Raw genomic sequence first — 22,813 nt, 5'->3', positions numbered from 1 at the left:
TGATTCCTCAGTCGCCGCCGATGGTCTGAATATCAACCATGAAGGGCTCACGCCGGCGGAAGCGGCCGATGTCTTCGTACAGGTTCTGCAAGGCGCGAAACATCAGCAGGATCCAGCCAATCGGCGTCGCGAGATAGAACCACCACTGCATGACGTTGTCCGTGCCCTGCACGATGGAGAAGTTGTCATAGGCGAGCTGAGTCTGTTCGATGGTGAACCAGGCAACGACGGAGCCGAAGCCGATCCACAGGATGGTGTCGAGCCACATCATGGCGAACTGCATGCCGTAGGGCATGCGCAGGCGAAAGTCGTTGAACACCAGGTGTGTGCGCTTCTTGACGTTGTACGCACAGCCGACCCACGCCACCCACAGGAACAGGTAGATCGGGATCGAGGTGCTCCATGGAATCTGGGTACTGAAGACATAGCGTTCGAAGACCGCATACACGATGATCAGGGCCATGCTGGAGTATGCGATCAGAATGAGTGTGCGTTCGGTGTTGCGGTCAAACCACCGAAGTAGCGCCATCAGGTAGGACATTGGAGTGGCTCCAGAAACACGACGGTGAACGCCGACCCCGCACTGGGCGGGGTCGGCAGTCTGTTATCTGCGGGCTTGCGCCAGTCAGGCGGTCTGCCACCAGCGGCGGGCCTGAACGTCGGCGACCTGGGTGTTCTTCGGGATCTCGCGCGCGATGTCGAAGATTTCCTTGTACACATCCTGGCCACCCGACATCTTGGACAGACGCTCGCGCCACTCTTCCCACGGCTTCGGGTTGTACTCGGGCGAGCACATCTTTTCGGCCTTCAGAATTTCCGCATCGGAGAGCGTGGCCACACGAACCTTGTTCTTGCCGAACACGGTGTCCGGGCCGGGGTTGGGGACTGCACCAACGACGTCGATCAGTGCCTTTTCCTGCTCGCGCTGGGTGTATTGCTGGGCGGCGAACGAGGTTTCCATCACCACGTCCTGCAGGTTTGACGGCAGCTTTTCGAAGGTCTTGTTGTTCATTGCGGTGTGTTCCGTACCGCAGAAGAACTTAAGGTCCACCGCTTGCGACAGCACGGGCGCCATGTTGGCATAGGCGGCTGCACCCATCCAGGTTTCTGCGCCATCGATCAGGCCTTGCTTGAGGCCGTCGAGGGTTTCTTCCCAGGAGATCGGTACCGGGTTGAGGTTCATCAGCTGCATCGCGATGCGCCCGAGCTGGGTGCCGGTGACGCGGTTCTTGGTGCCGGCGAGCTGCTCCACGCTGGTGATCAGCGGTGCGTCGGCGAATTTCTTGCCCAGCATGATGCCGCGCAGTTCGCAGTGGCTGAACAGGAACTGGATGTTGTGACGCTTGCGCATCGGCTCGCGGAACAGCTTTTCGCTCTTCGGGTGATACAGGAAGTAGTGCTGTGCGGCGCGCGACGGGAACATGTACGCGAAGTCGAGCACGTTGTAGTACGGTGCCGCGCCAGCCGAGTTCTGCGTGCTGGCCGAGAACAGGTCGATGATGCCCTGCTGGGTTTTCTTGACGCAGTCGAGCTGGTTGCAGATGGCGTTGCTGCCGATGAACTCGATCTTGAGCGCGCCGTTGCTGCGTTTCTCAAGTTCCTGCGCGAACCACAGCTGGCCCGATTCCTGGATCTTCAGGTTCTCTTCGTTGAACCCGGCTGCGCCAAACTTGAGTGTATACAGCGGGGTACTGGCGTTGCGTGCGTCGGCCGTTTGCGATGCGGCCCTTGCCAGACCACTGAGCGTGAGCGGCCCTGCGAAGCTGGCGGCGGCGATAACGGTGGACGTCAATCCATATCGGCCGGCAATGCGCAAGAATCCACGGCGATCGATCGGTGTGTCTTTTGCCATTTGAGTATCTCCTCTAGGTGGCGGGTGGACATAAGAGCCCCTTGAAGTGCTGGGCTTATAGTCATTTTTTGCTTCAGGGCTACCGCAGCGATCCAGTTCTTGGTTGCCCGACTGATTCGTGCGCTGCGGTGATCGGCGAAGTTCCGCCGGAATTTGCGTTACATGGATGCGTGGAGCATGTGCCGGTAGTCGTCCGCTGATGCGAGCCGGGGGTTCAGCTTGTGACAGTGATCGGCCAGTGCGCCGTCGATGACGCGGTTGAAGCAACCGGTCTCGACCCCCATGGCCGCGAGCCCGCTGGGCAGACCGAGTTGCCGGTTCATGGCCTTGATGGTCTCGCCAAGTGCGTGTGCGGCCTGCTCGGCCGATTGCATCTGCCCCAGTCCCATGGCTGCCGCCATGCGCTCGAGACGACGCTCCCGCACCACCGATTCAGCCTGCGCGTTGAACTGGATCACGGCAGGAAGGAACATGGCGTTGAGGGTGCCGTGGTGCAAGCCGGGATTCACGCCGCCAAGACTGTGGCTGAGCGAATGGACGCAGCCCAGGCCTTTCTGAAATGCCAGCCCGCCCTGCATCGACGCGCTCATCATCTGCAGCCTTGCCTCGACGTTTCCGCCTTCAAGAGTCGCGGTCGCGATGTTTGCCCAGCCTCGCTCCAGCCCATCCAGGGCGATGCCGTCGGCTGGCGGATTGAATGCGGGCGCCATGAAGGCCTCCATGCAATGCGCGATGGCATCCATGCCGGTGGCTGCGGTCAGGGACGGCGGCAGGCCGAGCGTGAGATCCGGGTCGAGAATCGCCAGTCGGGGCATCAGATGCCACGAGTGAAAGCCCAGTTTGCGTCCGTCCTCGACGATCACGATCGCGCCCCGTGCCACCTCGCTGCCGGTACCCGCGGTGGTGGGTACTGCAATGAGCGGCCACACGCGCTCAGTTATCAGGGGTGAGCCGCCTTCGATGGTGGCGTAGCGTGCCAGGGGGCCTTCGTGAGTTGCCGCGATGGACACGCCCTTGGCGCAATCGATCGATGAGCCGCCACCCAGCGCGATCAGACCATCACACTGGTGTGCTCTCGCCACCGCCAGTGCCTCGCGGACGGCGGCCTCCGTCGGGTTGGACGGCGTAGCGTCGAACACGGCCACATTGTCGACGCCTCCGAGCTCCTTGAGGGTACGGTCGACAAGACCTGCGGCGCGAACGCCTGCATCGGTGACGAGCAGGGGCCGCCGCATGCCGATGCTTGCACAGCCGGAAGCAAGGTGCCGAAGCGCACCCGCTTCGAGCTCCATTGTGTTGAGGTAGCGAATCTGGGCCATATTCATTGTCTCCGGAACAAGTTGGGTAATGGGTCAGGCTGTGCAGCGCTGCAGGCCGGCATCAAGGCTGACCATTGGAATGAGGCTATCTGCCGGCGAGGCTGGGGCCGAGCGTTCGTGACACCGTCTTTCGCGGCGCACGAGGTATGAAGTCGCCCACGTTCTGGTCTCGCCAGACGGTGAAAGGGGGACTCTGAGAGCGGCCGTCTTTTTCTCATACGCGTCTCGTTCTGTACATTGCCGGATCATTCTTGCTCGCCTTTCGCCAACGTGTGCATTGTGGGATTCAGTATCTGAAAACAAAAGCTAGTCTTTGTTTTCCTTAGGTAAAGAATCGCTTTATTATTGTGCGATGCCTTCCATTCGCACTTTCAAGACCTTTCTCGCTGTGGCCCGCCACGGCACGTTCGCCGCCGCCGGCAAGGAGATCGGCCTGACGGCCGCTGCCGTTGGCCTGCAGATCCGTGGCCTGGAAGAGGAGCTCGATCAGGTGCTGTTCGACCGCGGGCCGCGATCCGTCGTGCTCAACGTGGCGGGACGCAACATCATTCCGGAGATCGAGGAGCTCGTGCTGCGCTACGAAGCGCTGGCCGCCGGGGGCGACAGCGACGAACTGTCGGGCACGGTCGTCATGGGGGCCCTGGTGTCGGCTCTGATGGGCGCCTTCGCCGATGCCCTGTGGAGCGTCAAGCGTGAGCATCCGCAGCTGAAAGTGCGCCTGTTCGCCGGCATGTCGAGCGACTTTGCGTACAAGGTGGAGCACGGCGAGATCGACGCCGCGGTCGTCACCCAGTCGCCCCGGTCGCTGCCCACCAGCCTCATCTGGACGCCCCTCTACACCGAGCCGATGGTGCTGATCGTGCCGCGGCAACCCCATTTCACGCTGCCGGACACGCCGCTGGACATCCTGCGCCGGGCGCCCTTCATCCGCTTCGACCGCCATACCTGGACCGGCGATCTGGTCAAGGATGTACTCAGTCAGTGCAAGGTGAAGGCGTGCGACGAGATGGAGCTCAACTCCGTAGAGGCCATTGTCGAGATCGTGCGCCAGGGCTTTGGCGTTTCCATCGTGCCGCAGCTGACCAACGTACATTGGGAGCGCGACCAGGACCTCAGCGTCATCCCATTGCCCGGCATCGAAGTCGAGCGGCGGGTAGGTCTGCTCGAGCGCACACGCCATGGCCGCATGCGCTTCACCGCGGCAATCAAGGAATACTTCCGCGAGGGTGGGCCACGTGTCGCCGCGCGTCAGAAACTGTCCAGCCGCGCGCGCTGAGTATCAGCCAGAGGCTCTGCTAGGCGTCAGTGGAGGGACTGTCTTCCCGCGCAGTCTCCGGGTTGCATTGGCACGGCGAACACCCGGAACGCTTCATCTTTTGTCGTGACGACCTCCCCACGCTTGTCCTGCTCGCGCGTGGGGGCCGATCGTCATGGCGTTGCAGTCGTCGGTCTCATGCCGGCGAGTCCGTCCCGACGTCCTTTGGTGCCGAACCCGCATGGAAGTGCGGTGCGTAATGCGCTCTCGGTCTTCGTTTTCCAGGCTCGGGGGCACTCAATGCAAGGGTGGGGGAGCTTCCTCCGCGACATCCTCATGAATGCGTTCAGTCGCAGCCCTTATCCGCAACATGCCTTCACGCTGCCTTCGTTCAGTCATCAGGCTGAAACCGAGCTTGACGAAGGATTGCCCGTGCGCCGGTTCCGCGAAGAACACACAGCCAGGCTCGATGATCACCCCTTCCCGCCTCAGGATCCTGGCCAGCCTTGTCGTGTCCAGGCCTTTTGGTGCAGCGACCCAGAGATTGGACCCCCCCATGGAGGGGTATGCAGCCCAATCGGGCAGGATTTCCTTGAGCAGTGACTGGCAGGAACTCCAGCGCTCCTTGGACAGGCGCCGCAAGGAGCGCACGAGCTTGGCGTAGCCCCCATCCCGGATGAACAAGGCCAGGCTGCGCTGTTCGTGCCCTGATATATTCCGTAGCTCATAGCGCCGAATACTTCTCAGCTCCCTGGCTACGTTTCGGTCTGCAACGATGAATCCGATCCGTGCCATTGCCCCAACGTACTTTGTGAAGCTGCTGACGTAGATCACGCTGTCGAAATTTCCAGCAGCGATGGGAATGGATGATCTTCCGACGAAGCGCATCTCCGCATCGTAATCGTCCTCGATGATGCAGGCGCCTATCTTGCGAGCGAAGTTCACCAGGCTTGCCTTGCGCGGGACCGACATGCTGACATTGCTGGGCAACTGATGGCTTGGTGTGGTGTAGATCAGTTTCGCATGCGGCGCAATATCATCGACAACAAGGCCTGAAACATCGACAGGCACGGGAAGGACTTTCGCGCCCTGACGCAGGAATGTATGGCGGGCATCCGGATAACCCGGATCCTCCATCGCCACTTCTGTTCCTTCTGAAATCAGTAATTTTGAGATCAGATAGAGGCCATGTTGCGCGCCTGCCGTCAGAACGATGTTCTCCGGTTCGGCCTTGAGTCCTCGCGGATGAAGAATCTTCTCCATGATCTGGGCCACAAGCATCGGGTCGTCGGCACCGAAACCGTCGTACAGGCAGAACTTGCGATGCTCTCCTTCAAGTGCCTTTCGCGAAGCGCTGATCCAGGCCGCCCCGGGAAAAACCTCACTCGGGATTGATGAGGTGACGAAGGGGAACTCTGATTGCGTGTCACTGATGGAACGCACTACATGAAGGCCTGGTGTTGAATTCTTCTGCGACCCGGCTGATCTCAGCCATGCAGGGGCACCCAAATCGTGAGGCTGGGCGCTCTGATGATCCAATGACACCGACTCTGGATTGATGAACAGGCCCGAGCGTGGTTTTGAATAAATCATGCCCTCCGCTTTTAGTTCATCCAGCGCTAGCAATATGGTGTTCAAACTGACTTCGAGCAACTCTGAGAGAAGGCGAGCAGATGGCATCTTGATGTTATGGAAGTAACCGTCGCGTATCGCCATCTCCAGCCCTGATTTGATCTGGATATAAAGAGGGGCCGGAGCCGACCGGTCGATCGTTATATATCTGACAATAACGTGATGTTCTTCAAGCATCTGTGCAAATTCCCTGAACTCAGCGGCTAATAATACAACCACCGACCATCCCCGCGACCGGATATGGCAACGGTGGACCCCGATACGCCAATACCACCGAGTACAAAGCTGAATCCGGTTCTGGGGAGGCCACCGCCTGAGCAACGAGTGCTGCATTTAACTGGTGCGTCGGCCTGGATGCGCGCCGAGCGCCGTCGATGGGACACCTGACTGCGGCAGTGGCAGGGAAAGGGGCTTGCGCCAGCGTTTCGCGGACGTGAACGTTGACACGCCGACGCTCAGTAAGGCCGACGCCTGCCACGAAGTGCCAGAAAGTGCGCGTTCACAGGGAGTGTGGCAACTGAAGCGAATCCCATGTCGCGGACATATGTACTCAGCACGGTCCGATCTGTACCCATGAAAAAAAAGAAAACTGCTACTTTGCGTGAATCAGAACGCTGGCTACAGTGACGCAACGCTCGACGATCAACTCATCTGACGGGCGGAGATGAACTTCCTGGATGACTGACCGAAAGTCATCACACAGCCAAGCAGACATTCGACCTACGAGGACCTAATCATGACGAGCAGACGGGTATTTCTGAAGAACCTTGGTGCCGGTGCATTCCTTGCGAGTGGCATCTCGATTCCGGTGATCGGTGCAGCGCAGGAGCAATCGGGCACGCTGAAAAGAGTGCTCTCATCTGGAAAACTCCGAATCGGAGCAGTCACCGATGGTATTCCCGCCTTCCAGAAAGATATTCGAACCGGTGACTGGCGCGGAATTTTCATCGATGTTTCCAGAAAATTCGCACAGGAAAACGGGTTGAAACTGGAAATCGTTGAAACGACCTGGGGCAACTCCGTTCTGGATCTGCAGTCGGGAAAGATAGATCTCATGTTCGGTCTGAACCCCACGCCCGAGCGAAAAAAGGCTATCGATTTTTCAGCCGCGGTATTTCAGAACGGTTTCACGCTGATCTGTCGTGAGAACGCAATATTCGAGAACTGGGAGGACTATAACAAGCCCGAGATCCGTATTGCGGTGGATGCAGGCTCTGCTCACGATGCAACGGTTACTCGACTGCTACCGAAAGCCACCATCATTCGCCTTGATACCGTTGGGGAAGCATCAATCGCGTTGCAGTCTGGCAGGGCCGATGCTCAGTGCATGGTAATGATGCTGAGTCTGCCGGCGGTCAAGAAGAATACGCAGTTGGGCAAGGTTGTTGCGCCAATGCCGATTGCGTTTACCACTTCGCACGCCGGGTTCGCTAAATCGGAAGACAAGGAGTGGCAGGAGTTTGTCGATAAGTGGATCAAGGAGAACCGTGAGAATGGTTTCATTCCTGAGTCCATCCGAAAGAACATGAGTCTGGTTAATGTGACGCCTGCGGATTTCCCCGCAGGGATCCAGCTCTAACATCCAGAGAGAAACAGCAATGTACGAATGGGATTTCTCCTCAATATGGGAATTCAAGGAGCTTTTGGTTTCCGGGCTTGGTGTAACGATTGCCGTCGCAGCAGCGTCCATTCTGACGGGTCTGGTAGCGGGGGTTTTCAATGCACTTGGCAGTCTTTCGAACAATAAACTGATACGCGTGCCCTGTATCTCATTGATGGAGTTTTTCCGTTGTACGCCGGTACTGGTGGCGCTGATCTGGTTCTACTATGCCCTGCCGATTCTGACTGGGTTTGAGATCTCTGCAATCACTGCGGCTTTCCTGGGACTCTCGCTTTACGGGGCCGCTTTCTACAGCGAAATCATTCGAGGCGGGATTGTTGGCATTGATCCGGGTCAGCGCGAAGCAGGTGAGGCCATTGGCATGATGCCCCGGGAGATCATGAAGCGGATCATCCTGCCCCAGGCTTTCCGGAAGATGGTGCCTCCACTGGTCAACCAGTCGATCATCAACCTGAAAAACACATCACTCGTATCAGTCCTTGCGGTTCCGGACCTGCTGTACCAGGGCAAGCTTATTGCACACGAGAGCTATCGCCCGCTTGAGGTCTATACGGCTGTAGCGTTGATCTATTTCGCCCTTCTGTTCCCCCTAACTCTTTTAGTGCGGCATCTTGAGAGTCGTTTCGCTGTGAAGCACTGAGGTATTTCATCATGATCACGATCGATTCAATTGAAAAAAGTTTTGGAAACCTCAAGGTGCTCAAAGACATCAGTCTGAGTGTCGACAAGGGGCAGGTAGTTGCCTTGATCGGGCCGTCGGGGTCCGGGAAGTCGACACTGTTGCGCTGTTTGAATCTGCTCGTTCCGCCAGATCGCGGATCGATCGAGATCGGAGCGACGAATCTGCAGTTCGGTGCTGGCAGGGCGGTCCTGTCACAACGGATGCTGGCGGAGTTCAGGCAGAAGACGGGCATGGTGTTTCAGCACTTCAATCTGTTCCCGCACATGACTGTGCTTGAGAACGTGATGGAAGGTCCGGTCACCGTGCGCAAGATGACGAAGCAGGCTGCGAGCGATCTTGCGTTCGCCCAGTTGTCGCGGGTTGGTTTGGCGGACAAGGCCAACGTCCATCCGTCCTCACTTTCCGGGGGGCAGAAGCAACGCGTTGCGATCGCACGTGCCCTGGCAATGGAGCCCGAAGTGATGCTTTTCGATGAAGCGACATCTGCGCTCGACCCCGAGCTGGTAGGCGACGTTCTCAACGTGATGCGTGATCTCGCGAACGAGGGCATGACGATGATCATCGTTACGCATGAAATGGCTTTCGCCCGCGATGTGGCTGATCGAGTCGTGTTCATGCGCGATGGCGTCGTGGTGGAGGATGGCGAGGCCGTTCAGGTCATCAACGATCCGCAGGATCCAAGGACCCAGGCATTTCTGTCCCACTTCCGCCTGAGCAAAGAGCGAGGCCATAACGGTCAGGCGGGGGGCAACTAGATGCACTCCGTAGTCATTGGGGCCGGCATTGTCGGGTTGGCAGCGGCATGGGAGCTTCTTGAGGCTGGTAACGACGTCACGCTGCTCGACCCTGCGCCAATCGGCAGCGATGCCAGCGCGAGCTACGGTAATGGCTCGATGATCAGTTCCGGCTTCATGATTCCAGTCTCCAATCCGGGGCTCTGGCGGAAGGTGCCAGGATTTCTCCTGGGGCGCGACTCGCCCATGTCTGTGCGTGCCGTGGATTTCCCCGGATTGAGTGCATGGGCGGTCGGCTTTGTCCTTGCGGGCGCGACCGAAGGGCGTCTGCGTGGCCTGGCTTCTGCTTTGGCGCCGCTGACAAGAGGCGCTCCCGCCTTGCACGAAGCCTTGAGTCACGCGATAGGGCGGCCGGATCTCGTGCAGCGCGGCCCTCTTCATTACCTCTATCCGGACGAAGAGGCACTTGAAGGCGATCGTCTCGCGTGGAGGCTGCGTGAGCAGTTCGGTGTCGAGAGAAAGCTGGTAACGCCATCCGAACTTGAGGCCGCAGTTCCGAATAGCCCCGTTGGCTGCAGCCTTGGCATCGCCGTGCCCGATTCAGGTTCTTGCAACGACACTGCCGGATACTCGAAAGCAATATGGGAAAAACTCGCTTTGCGCGGTGCACAGTGGATGCAGGAGCGCGCCACGGGCTTCCACCTGGAGAACGGGCGTGTCGCTGGCGTTGAAACATCCAGGGGCCGTTTGCGTTGCGACAGTGTTGTCATCGCCGCAGGTCATGCCAGCGTCACGCTGGCAGCAGCCCTGGGTGACCGGGTGCCTTTGAAGGTTGAGCGTGGTTACAGTCTGCAGTTCCGCACGAACCCCACAGGACTTGGCTCGCCACTGATGCTGCCGGACAAGCGGATCGCGATCACACCGAACCATCTTGGGGTGCGCGTAGCCGGGCAGGTTGAGCTTGCGCATCCGGATGCACCCGCCAACTGGGATCACATCCGCATTCTGCATAAGCGTGCGACTGAAGCCTACCCTGAACTGGGGTCACTCAAGCACACGGCCGAACGCTGGATGGGGCGTCGGCCTTCGATGTCGGATTGCAAACCCGTTATCGGTGTGTCTTCAGGAGCGAGCAATGCAGTTTATGCATTCGGACATGGTCATATCGGACTCACCACAGCTCCGCGCACCGCAAGAATCGCCGTGGCGTTGATCAGAGGGAAAGAGCCCGAAATCCCGATCAGTCCATTTTCGCCACGTCGCTTCCGGCGCAACTCAGCAATGGAAGCCTGATTCGCGCGCACTTTTTTCAGCAGCCGCACAGGCCATCACCGTATCAAAGACCCGGACGCTCTCCACGTGTGGAGAGTGGTGGCTCTGTGCGCACCAATCAAGTGAAGAACATGTCAATGAACTACCAAGAAGCGGCTCAGTGGGTCGAGGATTTTGAGGGTAAGGATGTTCCCCCAACGTTGATCAAATCCGGACGGGGGGGCTGGATTCAATTCGATGATGGCCGACGCGCGTTTGAGGCCGTATCTGGTCACAGTTGCCTCAACCTCGGTCATGCGCATCCCGAATTGATGGAGGCCGCCGGCAATGCGTTGGCGACCCTGTCGTACTGTTCGCCTGAGCATTACAGCGATTCGAGCCTTGCCCTGGCCGAGCGGGTTTCGGACCTCCTCGGTGGCGGCTACAGAATCAAGTACGCACTAAGCGGCTCTTCTGCGAATGAAATCGCGATGACCATCGCGCGTCGCCACTGGGAAGGGGCTGGAAAACCCGCAAAGCGCATCGCCATAGCGCTGGATCGCAGCTATCACGGCAACATGGGGCAGGCCCAGTTCGCAACAGGCTACGAGGCATTTCGCGTATCAGGATATTCGGATCACCCCGACTTCGTTCATGTGCCGTGTGCGCGAAATCCGGCGTCAGGAAAGCTGTTTTCGACGCAGGAGATCCAGTTGTTGCTGGAAGAGCGTATTGCTCAGATCGGCCAGGACAATATCGCATGCATGATCGTCGAACCGATTAATTTCGCCGGCGGCGTGATCGTACCGCCTGACGGCTATCTGGCCATCATTCATGAGGTGTGCCAGCGCCACGATATAACGCTCATCGTGGATGAGGTGATTACCGGTTTTGGACGCTCCGGGCAATGGTTTGCGTTTCAGAAGGAAGGCATCCGGCCAGACATCATCACAATGGGCAAAGGTATCACCGCAGGCTACTTTCCATTAGCAGCGGTAGCGGTCACTAATTCACTTTACAAGGAACTGCGCGAATCAAAGGTTCCGTTGAAAAAGGTGATTACGATGGCTGGACATCCAGTCGGCTGCGAGATTGCACTCAAGAACATCGAGATCACAACGCGTGACGGCCTGTGCAAGCGCGCAGAGGAGAATGCAGAAATCTTCTACGCCACCCTGAAACCACTTGAAGGTCTTCGCTCAATCAAGGAGATCCGGGGAGCGGGGCACATGTGGGCGGTAGAGTTTTCTGATCTCGACCAGTGGAAAGCGCCGGAAGTGGCGAAGATGGTGGCTGCGCGATGCGAGGACGATGGCTGTATCGTCGCAGCATCTGCAGGAATCATCAGAATCAATCCGCCACTGAATTCGTCGAGTTCGGAAATTTCATTCGCCTGCTCGACGCTTGTCAAAGCCGTGGAGCATGTGGACCGCGGCGGTTGACGCCTGGTCGGGACTGAAGGCGATGCCCAGCGCCAGGCGCTGCGGCATCGTCCGACACTGATACCCCGCGCTACGCAAGCCGTCCTGTGAATCCGGGACTTCATCACATCGGCGCATCAGCCGATGCCGAGTCAAACGGCGCTACACATCACTTCTTCACACTTACCAACCAGAGGAACACTCCTATGACCCAAGCCATTGAACGCAGCCACTGCAACGCCCGCATGAGCAAGATTGTCCGCCATGGGGGATTGATCTACCTTTGTGGGCAAACTGCAATGGGCAGCACTGCGACAGATATCAGCGCACAGACAACCGAGGTGCTATCGCGCATTGATTCATTGCTCGCCGAGGCTGGCAGCGATCGTAGCCGTCTGCTCTCGGTGCTGATTCACATGAGTTCTCTGGATGGCTTTGCCGAAATGAACACGGTATGGGAGAGCTGGGTGCCAGAAGGATGCGCACCTGCGCGAACGACGGTCGAGGCACGTCTTGCCTCTCCCGCTTTGCTCGTTGAAATGACGGTCGTGGCGGCGGAAGCCTGACCTTCTGCGCAGCACAAATTCATGACCGCGGAATCGGTGGCGCTTGATGCGCATCCGGCCTTGCCGACGCATATCGAAGTGCGCATCGAGGCTCGCGCTGGGGGTTCGATGGATTGCGAACCGGGTCGTCCCTGCAAGAGAAGCTGCAGCGATCGCATGTGGCAACGAGAACCAGGAAGCGCTGGATGAAGCTTCGCCACCTGATTCCCCCCGGCGAACGCTGGTGGAAGTCGCTCGACGCGACCACGGCTCGAGGCGACCTGATCGCCGGTCTGCTGGGGGCGCTGCTGGTGCTGCCGCAGGGGGTCGCGTTCGCACGCCTCGCGGGACTGCCGCCGGCGTATGGCATCTACTCGGCGATTCTGCCCTGCATCGCGGCGGCGCTCTTCGGTTCGAGTCGCCATGTTGTCTCCGGCCCGACCAACGCGAACTCGCTGGCCGTGTTCGCAATGCTCTCTCCGCTCGCTGCACCCGGCAGTCCCGAGTACCTGCAACTGGTATTTACGGCGACCTTCATGGTCGGCCTCATGCAGTTGCTGGTCGCCCTGTTCCGACTTGGCGTGCTCGCGAACTTCATCGCGCCATCGGTTTTGCTGGGCTTCACCTCAGGTGCGGCCTGCCTGATCGCCTACCATGCGGGTATCGACCTGCGCGATCTGGTCTGGCCTGAGGAAGGGGCGCTGGCCCCGCTGGAGCTCGTGGTTGCGGCGGTCACGGTGATCGTGACGGTGCTGGTCGCGCGATTCTTTCCACGCTGGCCAGCGATGCTGACCGGCCTGGCCAGCGGCTTTGCCGCTGCCGCCGCGAGCGCGGCCCTGGGCGGTCCGGGTTACGTTCAGATGGGCGCCATTCCGTCCATCATTCCGCCACTCAGTTTGCCGGACTTCGACCTGGAGAAGCTGAGCCAGGTCGTCGGCCTGTCGTTGGCGCTTGCCGTGGTCGCGCTTGGTCAGTCGATCTCCATCGCCAAGGCCATCGCAGACAGGTCGGGGCAGCACATCGACGCCAATCGCGAGTTCTTCGGCCAGGGCCTGGCCAATGTTGCTGCAAGCTTTTCTTCGTCCTATCTTTCGTGCGGTTCGCTGAACCGCTCGATGCCGAATTTCGAGGCGGGTGCGCGCACGCCGCTGGCGGCTGTGGCCTCCGCGCTGATTCTTCTGGTGCTCGTCGCGCTCAGCGAGCGCCTGCTTGAGCGCTTGCCGATGGCCACCATCGCCGCGTTGTTGCTCTACGTCGCCTGGACCCTGATCAATATCCCCCGGATCCGGGAAACCCTGCAGTTCAACATGCAGGAGGCGGCGTGCATGGTGGTGACGTGGGGCGCAGTCCTCGTCACGCGGATCGAACTGGCGATCCTGATCGGCATGGGTCTGTCGCTGATCTTCTACCTCTACCAGACCTCACGCCCGGCAATGCGGGTGCTGGTGCCCGTCCCGCAGGGGCGGCGCTTCACGCCCCTGACCGAACTCGATCAGGTCGAGCCCGAATGCCCCCAGCTCAAACTGGTGCGCATGGAAGGGTCCGTCTATTTTGGCGCCACTCAGCAGGTGAGCGACACGTTGCGCCGCTACCGCGAGTGCTCGCCCAAACAGAAGCACTTGCTGGTCATGGTGAAGAGCATGAACTTCATCGACCAGGCGGGCGCCAGGGTATGGGAGCAGGAGGATGACGTGCGGCGGAAAATGGGGGGCGCACTTTACTTTCATCGGCCTCGTGCGCGCGTCGTTGCCGTGTGGGAGCGCACCGGCTTTCTCGAACGGCTGGGGAAAGATCGAGTCTTCGACAGCAAGCATGATGCACTGGCATCAATCGTCCCCTCTCTCGATCCGCAGATCTGCGCGCGATGTACCGCCAGGACCTTCCTCGAATGCCCCGGGGAGGGGACTCCCTGCGTTCAGCCACGCTGTGGCTGAAATGAAACTGGGCACTTCCGTAGAAGTGCCCAGTTTCATCATGAATTGGCGCGCCCGAGACGATTCGAACGTCCGACCCCTGCCTTCGGAGACTTCGCCGATTAGAGGGGCGCATGAGCCGCTAAACCTGCTTAGGGGATGAATTTCTTACGAAGTCAGGGCTTATGGGATGCCTGAAGAGGGCTGAGCTAAATTGCATTGTCTTGTTTTATAACGCTTAACAACGCATTCACGGCTAACTGTGCTACTTCGCCGGTCGGCTGAGGATGACCCTTGCTTTCCTTTGCTGCGATAATCCTTGAGCAGCTAAACAAAGTCAAGGGGTATAATCTTGCATGTTCCAGTTTGGAACATAAGCGGGGCGGGTCGCTGGGGATATTTGCTAGATCGCCTCACCAGAGCAAGCCCAACACCCCTCAGGCGCCACATACGCCACCCGAGAATGGCACCCAAGCAGAACTTCCGATTGCCTCGTGACACTATTCGCTTGATCAGCGACACTTAGCGCGACGCAATAATGTCGCGCGTTGTCGCGCCTTGACGCCACTGCAGGTCATTACACACGTTGGAGGACGGATTGATGCCGCGGGTTACCCCTACTGAAGAACTCGAACTCATCGAGTCCATCGTCGCGGATCACCCGAAGGGGTTGGGTATATCCGCCATCGAGGCAACCCTTGAGCGTCGTCAGGGCTCGAAACCCAACCGTCGAACACTGCAGCGTCGCCTGCAAAAGCTTATCGACGCGCAGCGACTGATGACCGAAGGCGAAAGTATCGCGCTGGTCTACAAGCTGAGCGCTGATGCCGTGGCCCGAGCCAACAGTGGGAAGGTACCTGAGGCAGACTTGTATGTGCCAGTCTCCCCCGACGCGGCCGCCATTCGGGACCGGGTCAGATTGCCACTGATGCACCGTAAGCCGGTCGGCTATCGGCGGGAGTTCCTCGACGCTTATCAGCCGGGCGCCACGTTCTATCTGCCCGAGTCACTGCGCAGCCAGCTTCACGAAATGGGACATACCCCAGTCGGCGAACGTCCTGCGGGCACCTATGCCCGCGAAATCCTTGGCCGACTGCTGGTGGATCTGTCCTGGGCCTCCTCCAAACTGGAAGGCAACACCTACAGCCGCCTCGATACCCAGAACCTGATTGAGTTCGGTCAGATCGCGCAGGGCAAGGATGCCATTGAGACGCAGATGATCCTGAATCACAAGGCGGCCATCGAGATGCTCGTCGAGAACACCGACGAGGTGGGCTTCGACGTCTTCACGTTCACGAACCTCCACGCAGTACTCTCGCAGGACTTGATGCGCGACCCGGACGCCAGCGGTCGGTTGCGCCGGCGGCCGGTGGATATTTCCGGCACGGTGTTTCATCCCGTGGCCATGCCGCAGGTGATCGAAGACTGCTTCACCGTGCTGTTGGACAAGGCCGCCGCCATCCCGGACCCGTTTGAGCAAGCGTTCTTTCTCATGGTGCAGTTGCCCTACCTGCAGCCATTCGAAGACGTGAACAAACGAGTTTCGCGAATCGGTGCCAACATCCCGCTAATCAAGGGCAACCTGTGTCCGATGTCGTTCATCGACGTCCCCGAGCGCGCCTACGTTGAAGGAACGCTGGGCGTGTACGAACTGAACCAGATCGAGCTTCTGAGGGACGTGTTCGTCTGGGCCTATGAGCGCTCGTGTCAGCGCTATCTGGCCATGACCCAGACCATGGTCGAGCCTGATCCGCTGAAGATCAAATATCGGGAAGCCTTGATTCAAGCCGTACAAGCCGTTGTCAAGGGCCTGCAACCGCCAACCGAAGCGGTGATCGCTCGACTCGCCGCGCAAAACGCGCAGGCGTCCGACGAGGAAGCCTTCGCAGATTTGCTCACGGCGGCGATTGCGCATTTGCATGAAGGCAGCGTCGCCCGTTATCGTCTGCGCCGTTCGGAGTACCTGGCCTGGCAACAAGTGCGCGGAGAAGACTGACGGGCAATCTGATACCGCCGATTTGGCAACGTTAGTCGACGAACTACCGCTAACGCGCAACGCCCACACCCCCGGAAGCCTGGACCATGCATATACCTCGGACTGTAAAGTTACGCCTGAGTCAGATCGATGTTCCGTCCCCTACGCGACCCTGGTGCGTTGGATTACGGCACTTGCCCCAAACCATTCCAACCGTGCGGCCTGCGGCACTTCCTCTGCTGTTATTGCTTCAACCGCTTGTTGTCTCCGAGGATTCGGACCGCAAAACCTCAAACCAGCAACGGTTCAAACTACTCGCCGGCCGACGGACCCTGCAACTCCTGTTGGAACAGTATCCCCGTGACTACCGCACCTGGGCGCTATGTGTCGCGCACGATGCTTCTCTGCCCAACACAGAGGACTTTGAGGTATTTGACACGCTGCTTGTAAAGCTTATCAGCAGACCCGACCCCGACGATCTCGCGATGATCGCCACGGCCCTGAAGAATGACCAGACCTTGCGCGCCACGGCTGATCGCTACGTGGATGTCGCGGATGATGCTGCGATTGGACGCCTTGTCAACATGTCGCGCACCACAATGCACCGACGTACCGTACCGACCCTCGCTGCCGGGACAGCACCGCCGGAAAAACGCGTTACGCTTGACTTTCTCGAGGACGCAGAGCCGTCACCGATCGAGCAGCCCTCCAGCGACCGAGGCATCTCCGATGAATAGCCGCGAGGAGATTATGAGCCTACTTGCGCCACTCGCCCGCATGATGCGGATCCCAGATGACCTGGTCGGGATTCTGGTCGTAGCCAGGCGACTTGCTCCTGTATTGCGGTCACTCATGTTCGTGATTGATAAACAGCACAAGGACCTGCTAAGCCAGAGCGTGTCAGCGCTTGAGCAGATCATCGATGCCGAATCCTGCGTCCTGCAGTATTTTCCGGACGCATCCGGAGGCGGCCAAAAAACCCTCAAAGGTTACTACACGTCCCACCCCCACTATTGCGTCTTCTGGCACTACTGTGCGGACACTGAGATTGTGCAACAGTACGGTGCACTACTCGCATCAATGTTCCCCGTTCAGATCAAGCTTGAGCGAGACCGAGCGCTCATCCAGACTGCTCCCACCGCTGCCTACAAGGTCGGCCTCAGTCTGCGCCAACTGACTGATCGGCCGGACGAAGCGTTGCGTGCATTTCTCTACAAACTCTCCACTGAGCCGATGCATCCGCAGGCGCTACTCGCGGACTTCGACACCCACATGCACAAACTGGGACTTAAACCACAGGTGACCGGGGAACTGAGGAATCTTGGATATTTGCACCGGGCACTGCAATGGTTTGAGACTGGCACTTGGGAGGTGCACGGCCACGGCTGGACCGGCGGCAAAGCCAAAACGCACAAGGCTGGCCGGCATGGCGCCATCGGCGGGTCTGAAGCCACTCGTGCCATCTCGCGCACGCTTGAATCAGACGACGCCATGCCTGATATCGACGTCACGCAGTTCGCCGACGATGAGGGCTTGAGCCATAAAGGCGACCGTGACCAAGACTTCTCTCCTCCGGAGGATGCACCGACGCGAGGCATGCTGCTCACCGTTCCGCCACGGGCAGCCTCTGCAGCCAACAGAGCCGACCGTCGCACACTGGCACGCAATGTTGCACGTTACACTGCCCAGGCCATCACCTTGGCGAACCAACAACTCCCCATCACCCATGCTACGCTGTCCGGGTTCGAGATGGATCTGATGCTGGCTCTGATCGGTGACATGTGCTCTGAGGACTGGCGAGAAATCCGCGAAGCCGACAGACCGCTCGTGGCCGCCTGGGCAGCATGCCGGCTGTTCTTGTCAAGAACGCCGGAAGCTGTAAAAGCGCTGGAGGTCAGAAATGCGCGCACAGCGAAACGCAACTCGTCCCGTGTTCCGTCCAATATGGTCTGGATGCGAGCAACTGCGCGTATCTGGCTTCCCGTCGAATCTCCGAGGCATGTAGCACCGCGTATCGAGGGCGATTCGCCAATGCGAACCCTGCCCGCAGCCAAAGGCTTCGACCTTGAGCTACCGCCTGCACTTGCAAACACACTGGGCCAGCTTGCGCCTGCGGGGGAGCAGCTATTTCAACGATCTTACGAACCCGAATTTGCACAGCTGCTCGCAGGCCTCAACAAAACGCGCGGAACGAATCTAAACCCGGAACGCGTCGGGCGTTTGATTGCCAAGTTCATGGCCCAACTCGGCGGGTACGACCGCGTGTTCGAATTCTACTTTCGCGGCATGCCACCTAATCAGCATAATCCTTGTGTGTACTCGGGCGTCCCTGTGAGTCGCCTCCAGAGCCTTCATGCAAATGCCTGCTCCCACCTCTACCGACTCGCCGGAAGGCCGCCGCCTTCCACCGCATCGATATCACCTACAAGCGCTCGTGCGCTTGGCTTGATGCATGTTGGCTCGCTACACGTACCAACACGCACGAGCGTGCGCACTACCGTCCTCACCGCCATCGATGCCGTGGCGACGCTCGCATCGGAACCCGGGGCGATGTTCATCGAAAGACATAACGCCTACACGGCCTATTGCGCGTTTTTCCTGCTCGCAACAACGGAGCTGCGCGGCGTATCGAGCCTGCTGCCTGCCAGCTTCGACATCGACCCTGGGACGGGCCTGTGCTTCATCAGCGACAAGGATAACGAGCGCTACGAACGATCACGAATCGTCTGGATCCATCCGATGCTCCTCGATCAACTCAACGCATACGGCGATCACGTGACGCGCCTTCGGCAGTATCTTGCCCTCACCAACCCGGAAGGCATCGATCACCTCGATGCCCGCGAGCGGCTTGCCCCCTTGTCCTCGCATGCGAGCCCGGATCGGAACCGGGATATTGAACTTATCGACGCCACCATCCCCACCCTGTTCCTTTTGAGCAAACAAAACAGCAAGCTCACGCCAACCTTCCCGGCAGATCTTCAACACCTACTCGGCACCACCTGGCAACTACGTATCGGAGCACTTCGCCATTTCTTCCGAACAGAGATGCTTCACCTTGGCGTTCCGGGTCCGGTAATCAACGCGACGCTGGGGCATGCCGAGCGTGGCGAGGGACCTTGGGATCGATTCAGTTCGCTCCCGCCCCTGCAATGGCAACGCCTGGCCGGCGCGGCCATTACCAAAATATGTGACGCATCGGGCTTTCGGGTTCTTTCCAGTCCGCTCTTGCGCAGCGTTTGTGCCACATGACTCGATCGGCCCAAGAACGGAACACCCGCTGGCCAGAGTGGGCGAGCGACGCCACACCGAGAGATCTGAAGAAACGAAAATCCCTGTTCGGTGATTTCTGTACCTGGATGGCTACAAACGTGCCGCACCTTTGGAGCGGAACATCAGAACCCGGTTATACCCCGGAGATGCTCGAACGCCATTTATCCAGCCTTCTCGCCATCTCATCCGAGCTGAACGCCCACCGGATTCTCGGGAACTGGTGGGACACGCTGCTTTCAGAAGGTCACCGTCTGAAGCGCTGGAACATTCGTCCGGGGTCGCAACGAGTCAAGCTCCCTCCCGAGCGAGCCGCCTTCGTGAGGCGAGACTTCCAACTCCTCACGCACCTTCGTCCCATCGAAGCTGCTTTTCTGGATCGACTCTGCCGCCCGCTTGACCAAAGACAACGCTACGAAGCGTTTCTGATTTCCGCCTTATTGAATGGCGGAATACTCTCCCTAGGGCGACTTGACGCGCTTCTTGGCCTGCGCGCTGATGCCGTGCAAGCGATCAATGGTGTGCTCTGGGCAACGCTCAACCTGCCGGTGCCCGGATCGGAGCGCGCGCGCCCCCTCCGGTGGTATCCCGACGCACTCACAGCAACTTTGCTTACCAAAGCGCTTGAGAGTGGCCAGCTGTCTCATCCGGCCAACCCTACCGGCACGGATCGCGCTGCACTTTGGACCCGTCTTGAGCTGACGTTCAAAAGACTCGAGCTTCCACCATGGCAAGGGGAGCTTAGAGACCTGCTGCGGGCCGTGCGCGTCGCCACCGCGCTTTCAACGCCAGGCTTCGTTGCGGCCTATCTTGCAGACGACCTGGAAAGTCACTCCCTGCCAGATCTCGTTTTCCAACGAGTGTTGGGCGCGAGTCTTCCAGGTGGCGATGAACCTTCAGCGGAAGACAAACCGCCCGACAAGCCTTCAGTGAAAAACGATCTGTCTTACCTAGGCAAGTCAGTCACCATCGAACTAAGTGTCAATTTCGATCCTGACTTGCCACGTAAAAGCCAGATGAGTATCGCCCGACTCGTGTGCAAGGCGCTCAACAACAGGAAAGGGGCAATCGATCGTCTGAAGGAGATTATTGAGGAGAACCAAGGGCGGTTGTGGCCGATCACCCATGCGCTGATCGGCTGGGCAATGTGGCGACTGGACCCTAACTGTTCATCTGGAAAGATCAAGGCATCCAGTGCGCAAACTTATTTCAGAACCCTGGCAGTGCATCTAATCTTTGAAGCGGAGGATCTCGATCTTCTTGATCTTGAGATCGATGACTTCGAGACGTTGTATGAACTCGCCGCCAGGCGAGTCGACTCTGAGTTCCGCCGGGCGTACTTCTGGGGCCGCATTCGGGACTTCCACGACTACCTTTTTCTGGGGGGAGTCCCTGATATTGATCTGCGCGAACTGGACGGTTGGGTGGCCACTGGAAGTGTCAGGGTATCAGCGAATCTCGTCACGGAAAGTGATTTCCGACGCTTCGCACAGGCTCTTGAGGCGGAGCAGAGTCATCCCGCAGCAGAAACGGTCTTGCTCGCCGGCACGCTGGGTTACCGCACAGGTCTGCGACGACGTGAAATTCAGTTGCTCAGGGTCCAGGACATCCATCCAGGACCAGAACCCTTTCTGCTGATTCGACCATCGCGGCTTGCATCTCTCAAATCCAATGCATCCAAGCGCAGGATCCCCCTTCGCGCACTGCTGCCGGCTGATGAGCTGAAAACATTGATGGCTTTCCATGAACGAAGGAAAGCCCAGGTTGACGAGCAAGATGGCTTGCTCTTCGCGAGCCCCGATGCCCCTTGGATACCCACTCCGTATTCCACGCTGATCGATCCGGTAACAGCACTCTTTACCGCCATCACGGGGAAGACTGGGGTGCGCTTTCGCTTTCATCATTTGCGGCATTCGTTTGCCAACTGGCTCTTGCTTGCATTGCTCTCAACAGATGCGCCAGAGTTACTGACACCCAAACTGCCGTTTCTCGACTCGCATCTGCTCGATCGTGAACGTCTAGCCCTGTTGCACGCATGTTTTTATCCGACGATTCCAGGCTCCGAGCGCTACCCCGAGCGCCGCCATCTCTTTCAGGTGGCGGCATTGATGGGTCACTTGAGTCCGAGCACAACGTGTCAAAGCTACATTCACTTACTCGACTGGATCAGCGGGCGATATCTCGACCTGAGACTGGATCATCACTTGCGCGAGTTGGGCGGACCGGGTCTTGGCCGCCTCTGCGGACTATCGAGTTCCATGCCCTACAAGCGGGAGTATCGGGATCTCACACATAGCGCGGCGGCATTCCTACGTCACCATGTCGCGGTGCGCGCCAAAACGCTTGCACCCATATTTGAGCAGACACCCACACCACCGGTACTGCCCGGGCTCAATGACCTGATCAAACCGACCCTACCCACACCGTCGTTGTTGATAACGCTGCTTCGTCGATATTTCTCGGGAACACCCGTCCAAAGGTTAGAGGCGATCTACCTGATCCCAGCCAATGCCATCAAGGCCTCTGCCCAAGCATACAGCCGCATGTACGCGAAGCAATCAGTCCAACACGCAAAGCTTACGACCCCCGTTCCCCGTCCTCCGCGCACCAAGAGTCAGCAGGAGGAGTACTTCAAAATTGTCAATAAAGCGCACGGCTCAGCCGTCAATGCACAGAATCGTTCGGCAATGAGCGCTGTTGCAGAGGCATTGATTCAGCGCACGGGCCCCAGGACGGGAAAGCTTTACTTTGGGTCGAAGGGTCGCGACTTCGAGATGATCCTGAAGGGCCTTTTACTCCTGGGAGTCGATGTCGCCGAAATGACGCTTGTCGTCCGGTGTCCAGAGGTTATCAGGGAGTCTCCGGATTTCATCACTCACGCGGTCAATCACGCAAACAACTTGCGTGTGGCGATCGATTATCAACCGCTCGAATGGGAAAAGCGAGAGATGAAGGGGGTGCTCTTGCGACTGGATATCCGAGATACCCGGCCTACGGGGCAGCACTGGGAAGGGCGTGTTCGGGGGTTGAATCATGCGGCAGCGTGGATACGTTTGATTGACCACTTGCCCTCGTAGACTGTCGGTGCCTGCGCAATCGAGGGGCGTCCGGTCTTCGCGTACGCCGCCGAAAACTTGGCGTCCATCGAACCAAGAATCGCGTCGGCCAGCATCCGCAACTTCGTCAGCTAGGATTGGCGGTATGCGTTGGCATTGGCCCCACCAGAACACTGGCAAAACTCGCAAATCACTGTGCGAAGAAGAATCTCGCAGACGCTGCCGGGGTATGTGATTTCACCGCGATGACATGCTCCCGCTCCTGTCGAAGAATTCGAAGGATGCGATGG

General features: G+C 58.8%; 16 protein-coding genes. 12 read left to right on the top strand and 4 right to left on the bottom strand.

Going from position 1 to position 22,813, the window contains the following annotated elements:
• Positions 1-7 precede the first annotated feature (7 nt).
• The 3 genes from AC22G6_RS17830 to AC22G6_RS17820 all read right to left on the bottom strand — a co-directional run bounded on the left by AC22G6_RS17830 (position 8) and on the right by AC22G6_RS17820 (position 3,171).
• The gene (locus AC22G6_RS17830) at positions 8-541 is read right to left on the bottom strand and encodes a TRAP transporter small permease (RefSeq protein ID WP_487367883.1); all 534 of its coding nucleotides are present in this window, start codon (positions 539-541) and stop codon (positions 8-10) included.
• An 84-nt stretch (positions 542-625) separates the two neighbouring features.
• Entirely contained in the window at positions 626-1,852 is a 1,227-nt protein-coding gene (locus AC22G6_RS17825) for a TRAP transporter substrate-binding protein (RefSeq protein WP_487367882.1), read from the bottom strand.
• 158 nt (positions 1,853-2,010) lie between these two features.
• On the bottom strand, positions 2,011-3,171 hold the full coding sequence (locus AC22G6_RS17820; RefSeq protein ID WP_487367881.1) for an iron-containing alcohol dehydrogenase: 1,161 nt from the start codon (positions 3,169-3,171) through the stop codon (positions 2,011-2,013).
• Between the two features lie 352 nt (positions 3,172-3,523).
• Between AC22G6_RS17820 and AC22G6_RS17815 the strand changes: the two genes are divergently transcribed.
• Positions 3,524-4,447: a LysR family transcriptional regulator gene (locus tag AC22G6_RS17815; RefSeq protein ID WP_487367880.1), complete on the top strand. Its 924-nt coding sequence runs from the start codon at positions 3,524-3,526 to the stop codon at positions 4,445-4,447.
• Between the two features lie 276 nt (positions 4,448-4,723).
• Here AC22G6_RS17815 and AC22G6_RS17810 read toward each other — a convergent pair whose 3' ends face one another.
• Complete coding sequence (locus tag AC22G6_RS17810; protein ID WP_487367879.1) at positions 4,724-6,235, bottom strand: aminotransferase-like domain-containing protein; 1,512 nt, start codon at positions 6,233-6,235, stop codon at positions 4,724-4,726.
• 559 nt (positions 6,236-6,794) lie between these two features.
• Between AC22G6_RS17810 and AC22G6_RS17805 the strand changes: the two genes are divergently transcribed.
• The 11 genes from AC22G6_RS17805 (at position 6,795) to AC22G6_RS17755 (ending at position 22,544) form a co-directional block, all read left to right on the top strand.
• Positions 6,795-7,637, top strand: a complete 843-nt coding sequence (locus AC22G6_RS17805; protein ID WP_487367878.1) for a transporter substrate-binding domain-containing protein — start codon at positions 6,795-6,797, stop codon at positions 7,635-7,637.
• Positions 7,638-7,656: 19 nt separating this feature from the next.
• Entirely contained in the window at positions 7,657-8,319 is a 663-nt protein-coding gene (locus AC22G6_RS17800) for an amino acid ABC transporter permease (RefSeq protein ID WP_487367877.1), read from the top strand.
• Between the two features lie 11 nt (positions 8,320-8,330).
• Positions 8,331-9,116 (top strand): amino acid ABC transporter ATP-binding protein, encoded by a 786-nt coding sequence (locus AC22G6_RS17795; RefSeq protein ID WP_487367876.1) that lies wholly within the window; start codon positions 8,331-8,333, stop codon positions 9,114-9,116.
• A complete protein-coding gene (locus tag AC22G6_RS17790; RefSeq protein WP_487367875.1) occupies positions 9,117-10,388 on the top strand; it encodes an NAD(P)/FAD-dependent oxidoreductase in 1,272 nt (423 codons plus the stop codon).
• A 116-nt stretch (positions 10,389-10,504) separates the two neighbouring features.
• Complete coding sequence (locus tag AC22G6_RS17785) at positions 10,505-11,788, top strand: aminotransferase family protein (RefSeq protein ID WP_487367874.1); 1,284 nt, start codon at positions 10,505-10,507, stop codon at positions 11,786-11,788.
• Positions 11,789-11,973: 185 nt separating this feature from the next.
• Positions 11,974-12,333, top strand: a complete 360-nt coding sequence (locus AC22G6_RS17780; RefSeq protein ID WP_487367873.1) for a RidA family protein — start codon at positions 11,974-11,976, stop codon at positions 12,331-12,333.
• Between the two features lie 185 nt (positions 12,334-12,518).
• A complete protein-coding gene (locus AC22G6_RS17775) occupies positions 12,519-14,246 on the top strand; it encodes a SulP family inorganic anion transporter (RefSeq protein ID WP_487367872.1) in 1,728 nt (575 codons plus the stop codon).
• Between the two features lie 580 nt (positions 14,247-14,826).
• Positions 14,827-16,221 carry a Fic family protein gene (locus AC22G6_RS17770; RefSeq protein ID WP_487367871.1) on the top strand — a complete coding sequence of 465 codons (1,395 nt, stop codon included), beginning with the start codon at positions 14,827-14,829 and terminating at the stop codon, positions 16,219-16,221.
• Between the two features lie 173 nt (positions 16,222-16,394).
• Entirely contained in the window at positions 16,395-16,937 is a 543-nt protein-coding gene (locus tag AC22G6_RS17765) for a hypothetical protein (protein WP_159098105.1), read from the top strand.
• Complete coding sequence (locus AC22G6_RS17760) at positions 16,930-19,449, top strand: hypothetical protein (protein ID WP_487367870.1); 2,520 nt, start codon at positions 16,930-16,932, stop codon at positions 19,447-19,449. The genes AC22G6_RS17765 and AC22G6_RS17760 overlap by 8 nt, the downstream gene beginning before the upstream one ends.
• Positions 19,446-22,544 carry a tyrosine-type recombinase/integrase gene (locus tag AC22G6_RS17755; protein ID WP_487367869.1) on the top strand — a complete coding sequence of 1,033 codons (3,099 nt, stop codon included), beginning with the start codon at positions 19,446-19,448 and terminating at the stop codon, positions 22,542-22,544. Before AC22G6_RS17760 ends, AC22G6_RS17755 begins: the two co-directional genes overlap by 4 nt.
• Positions 22,545-22,813 lie beyond the last annotated feature (269 nt).

This window comes from Parazoarcus sp. PS-13 R2A (genome assembly GCF_057621855.1).
The sequence above is the reverse complement of the archived record's forward strand: the minus strand, read 5'-3'. Positions and strand labels throughout refer to the sequence as shown.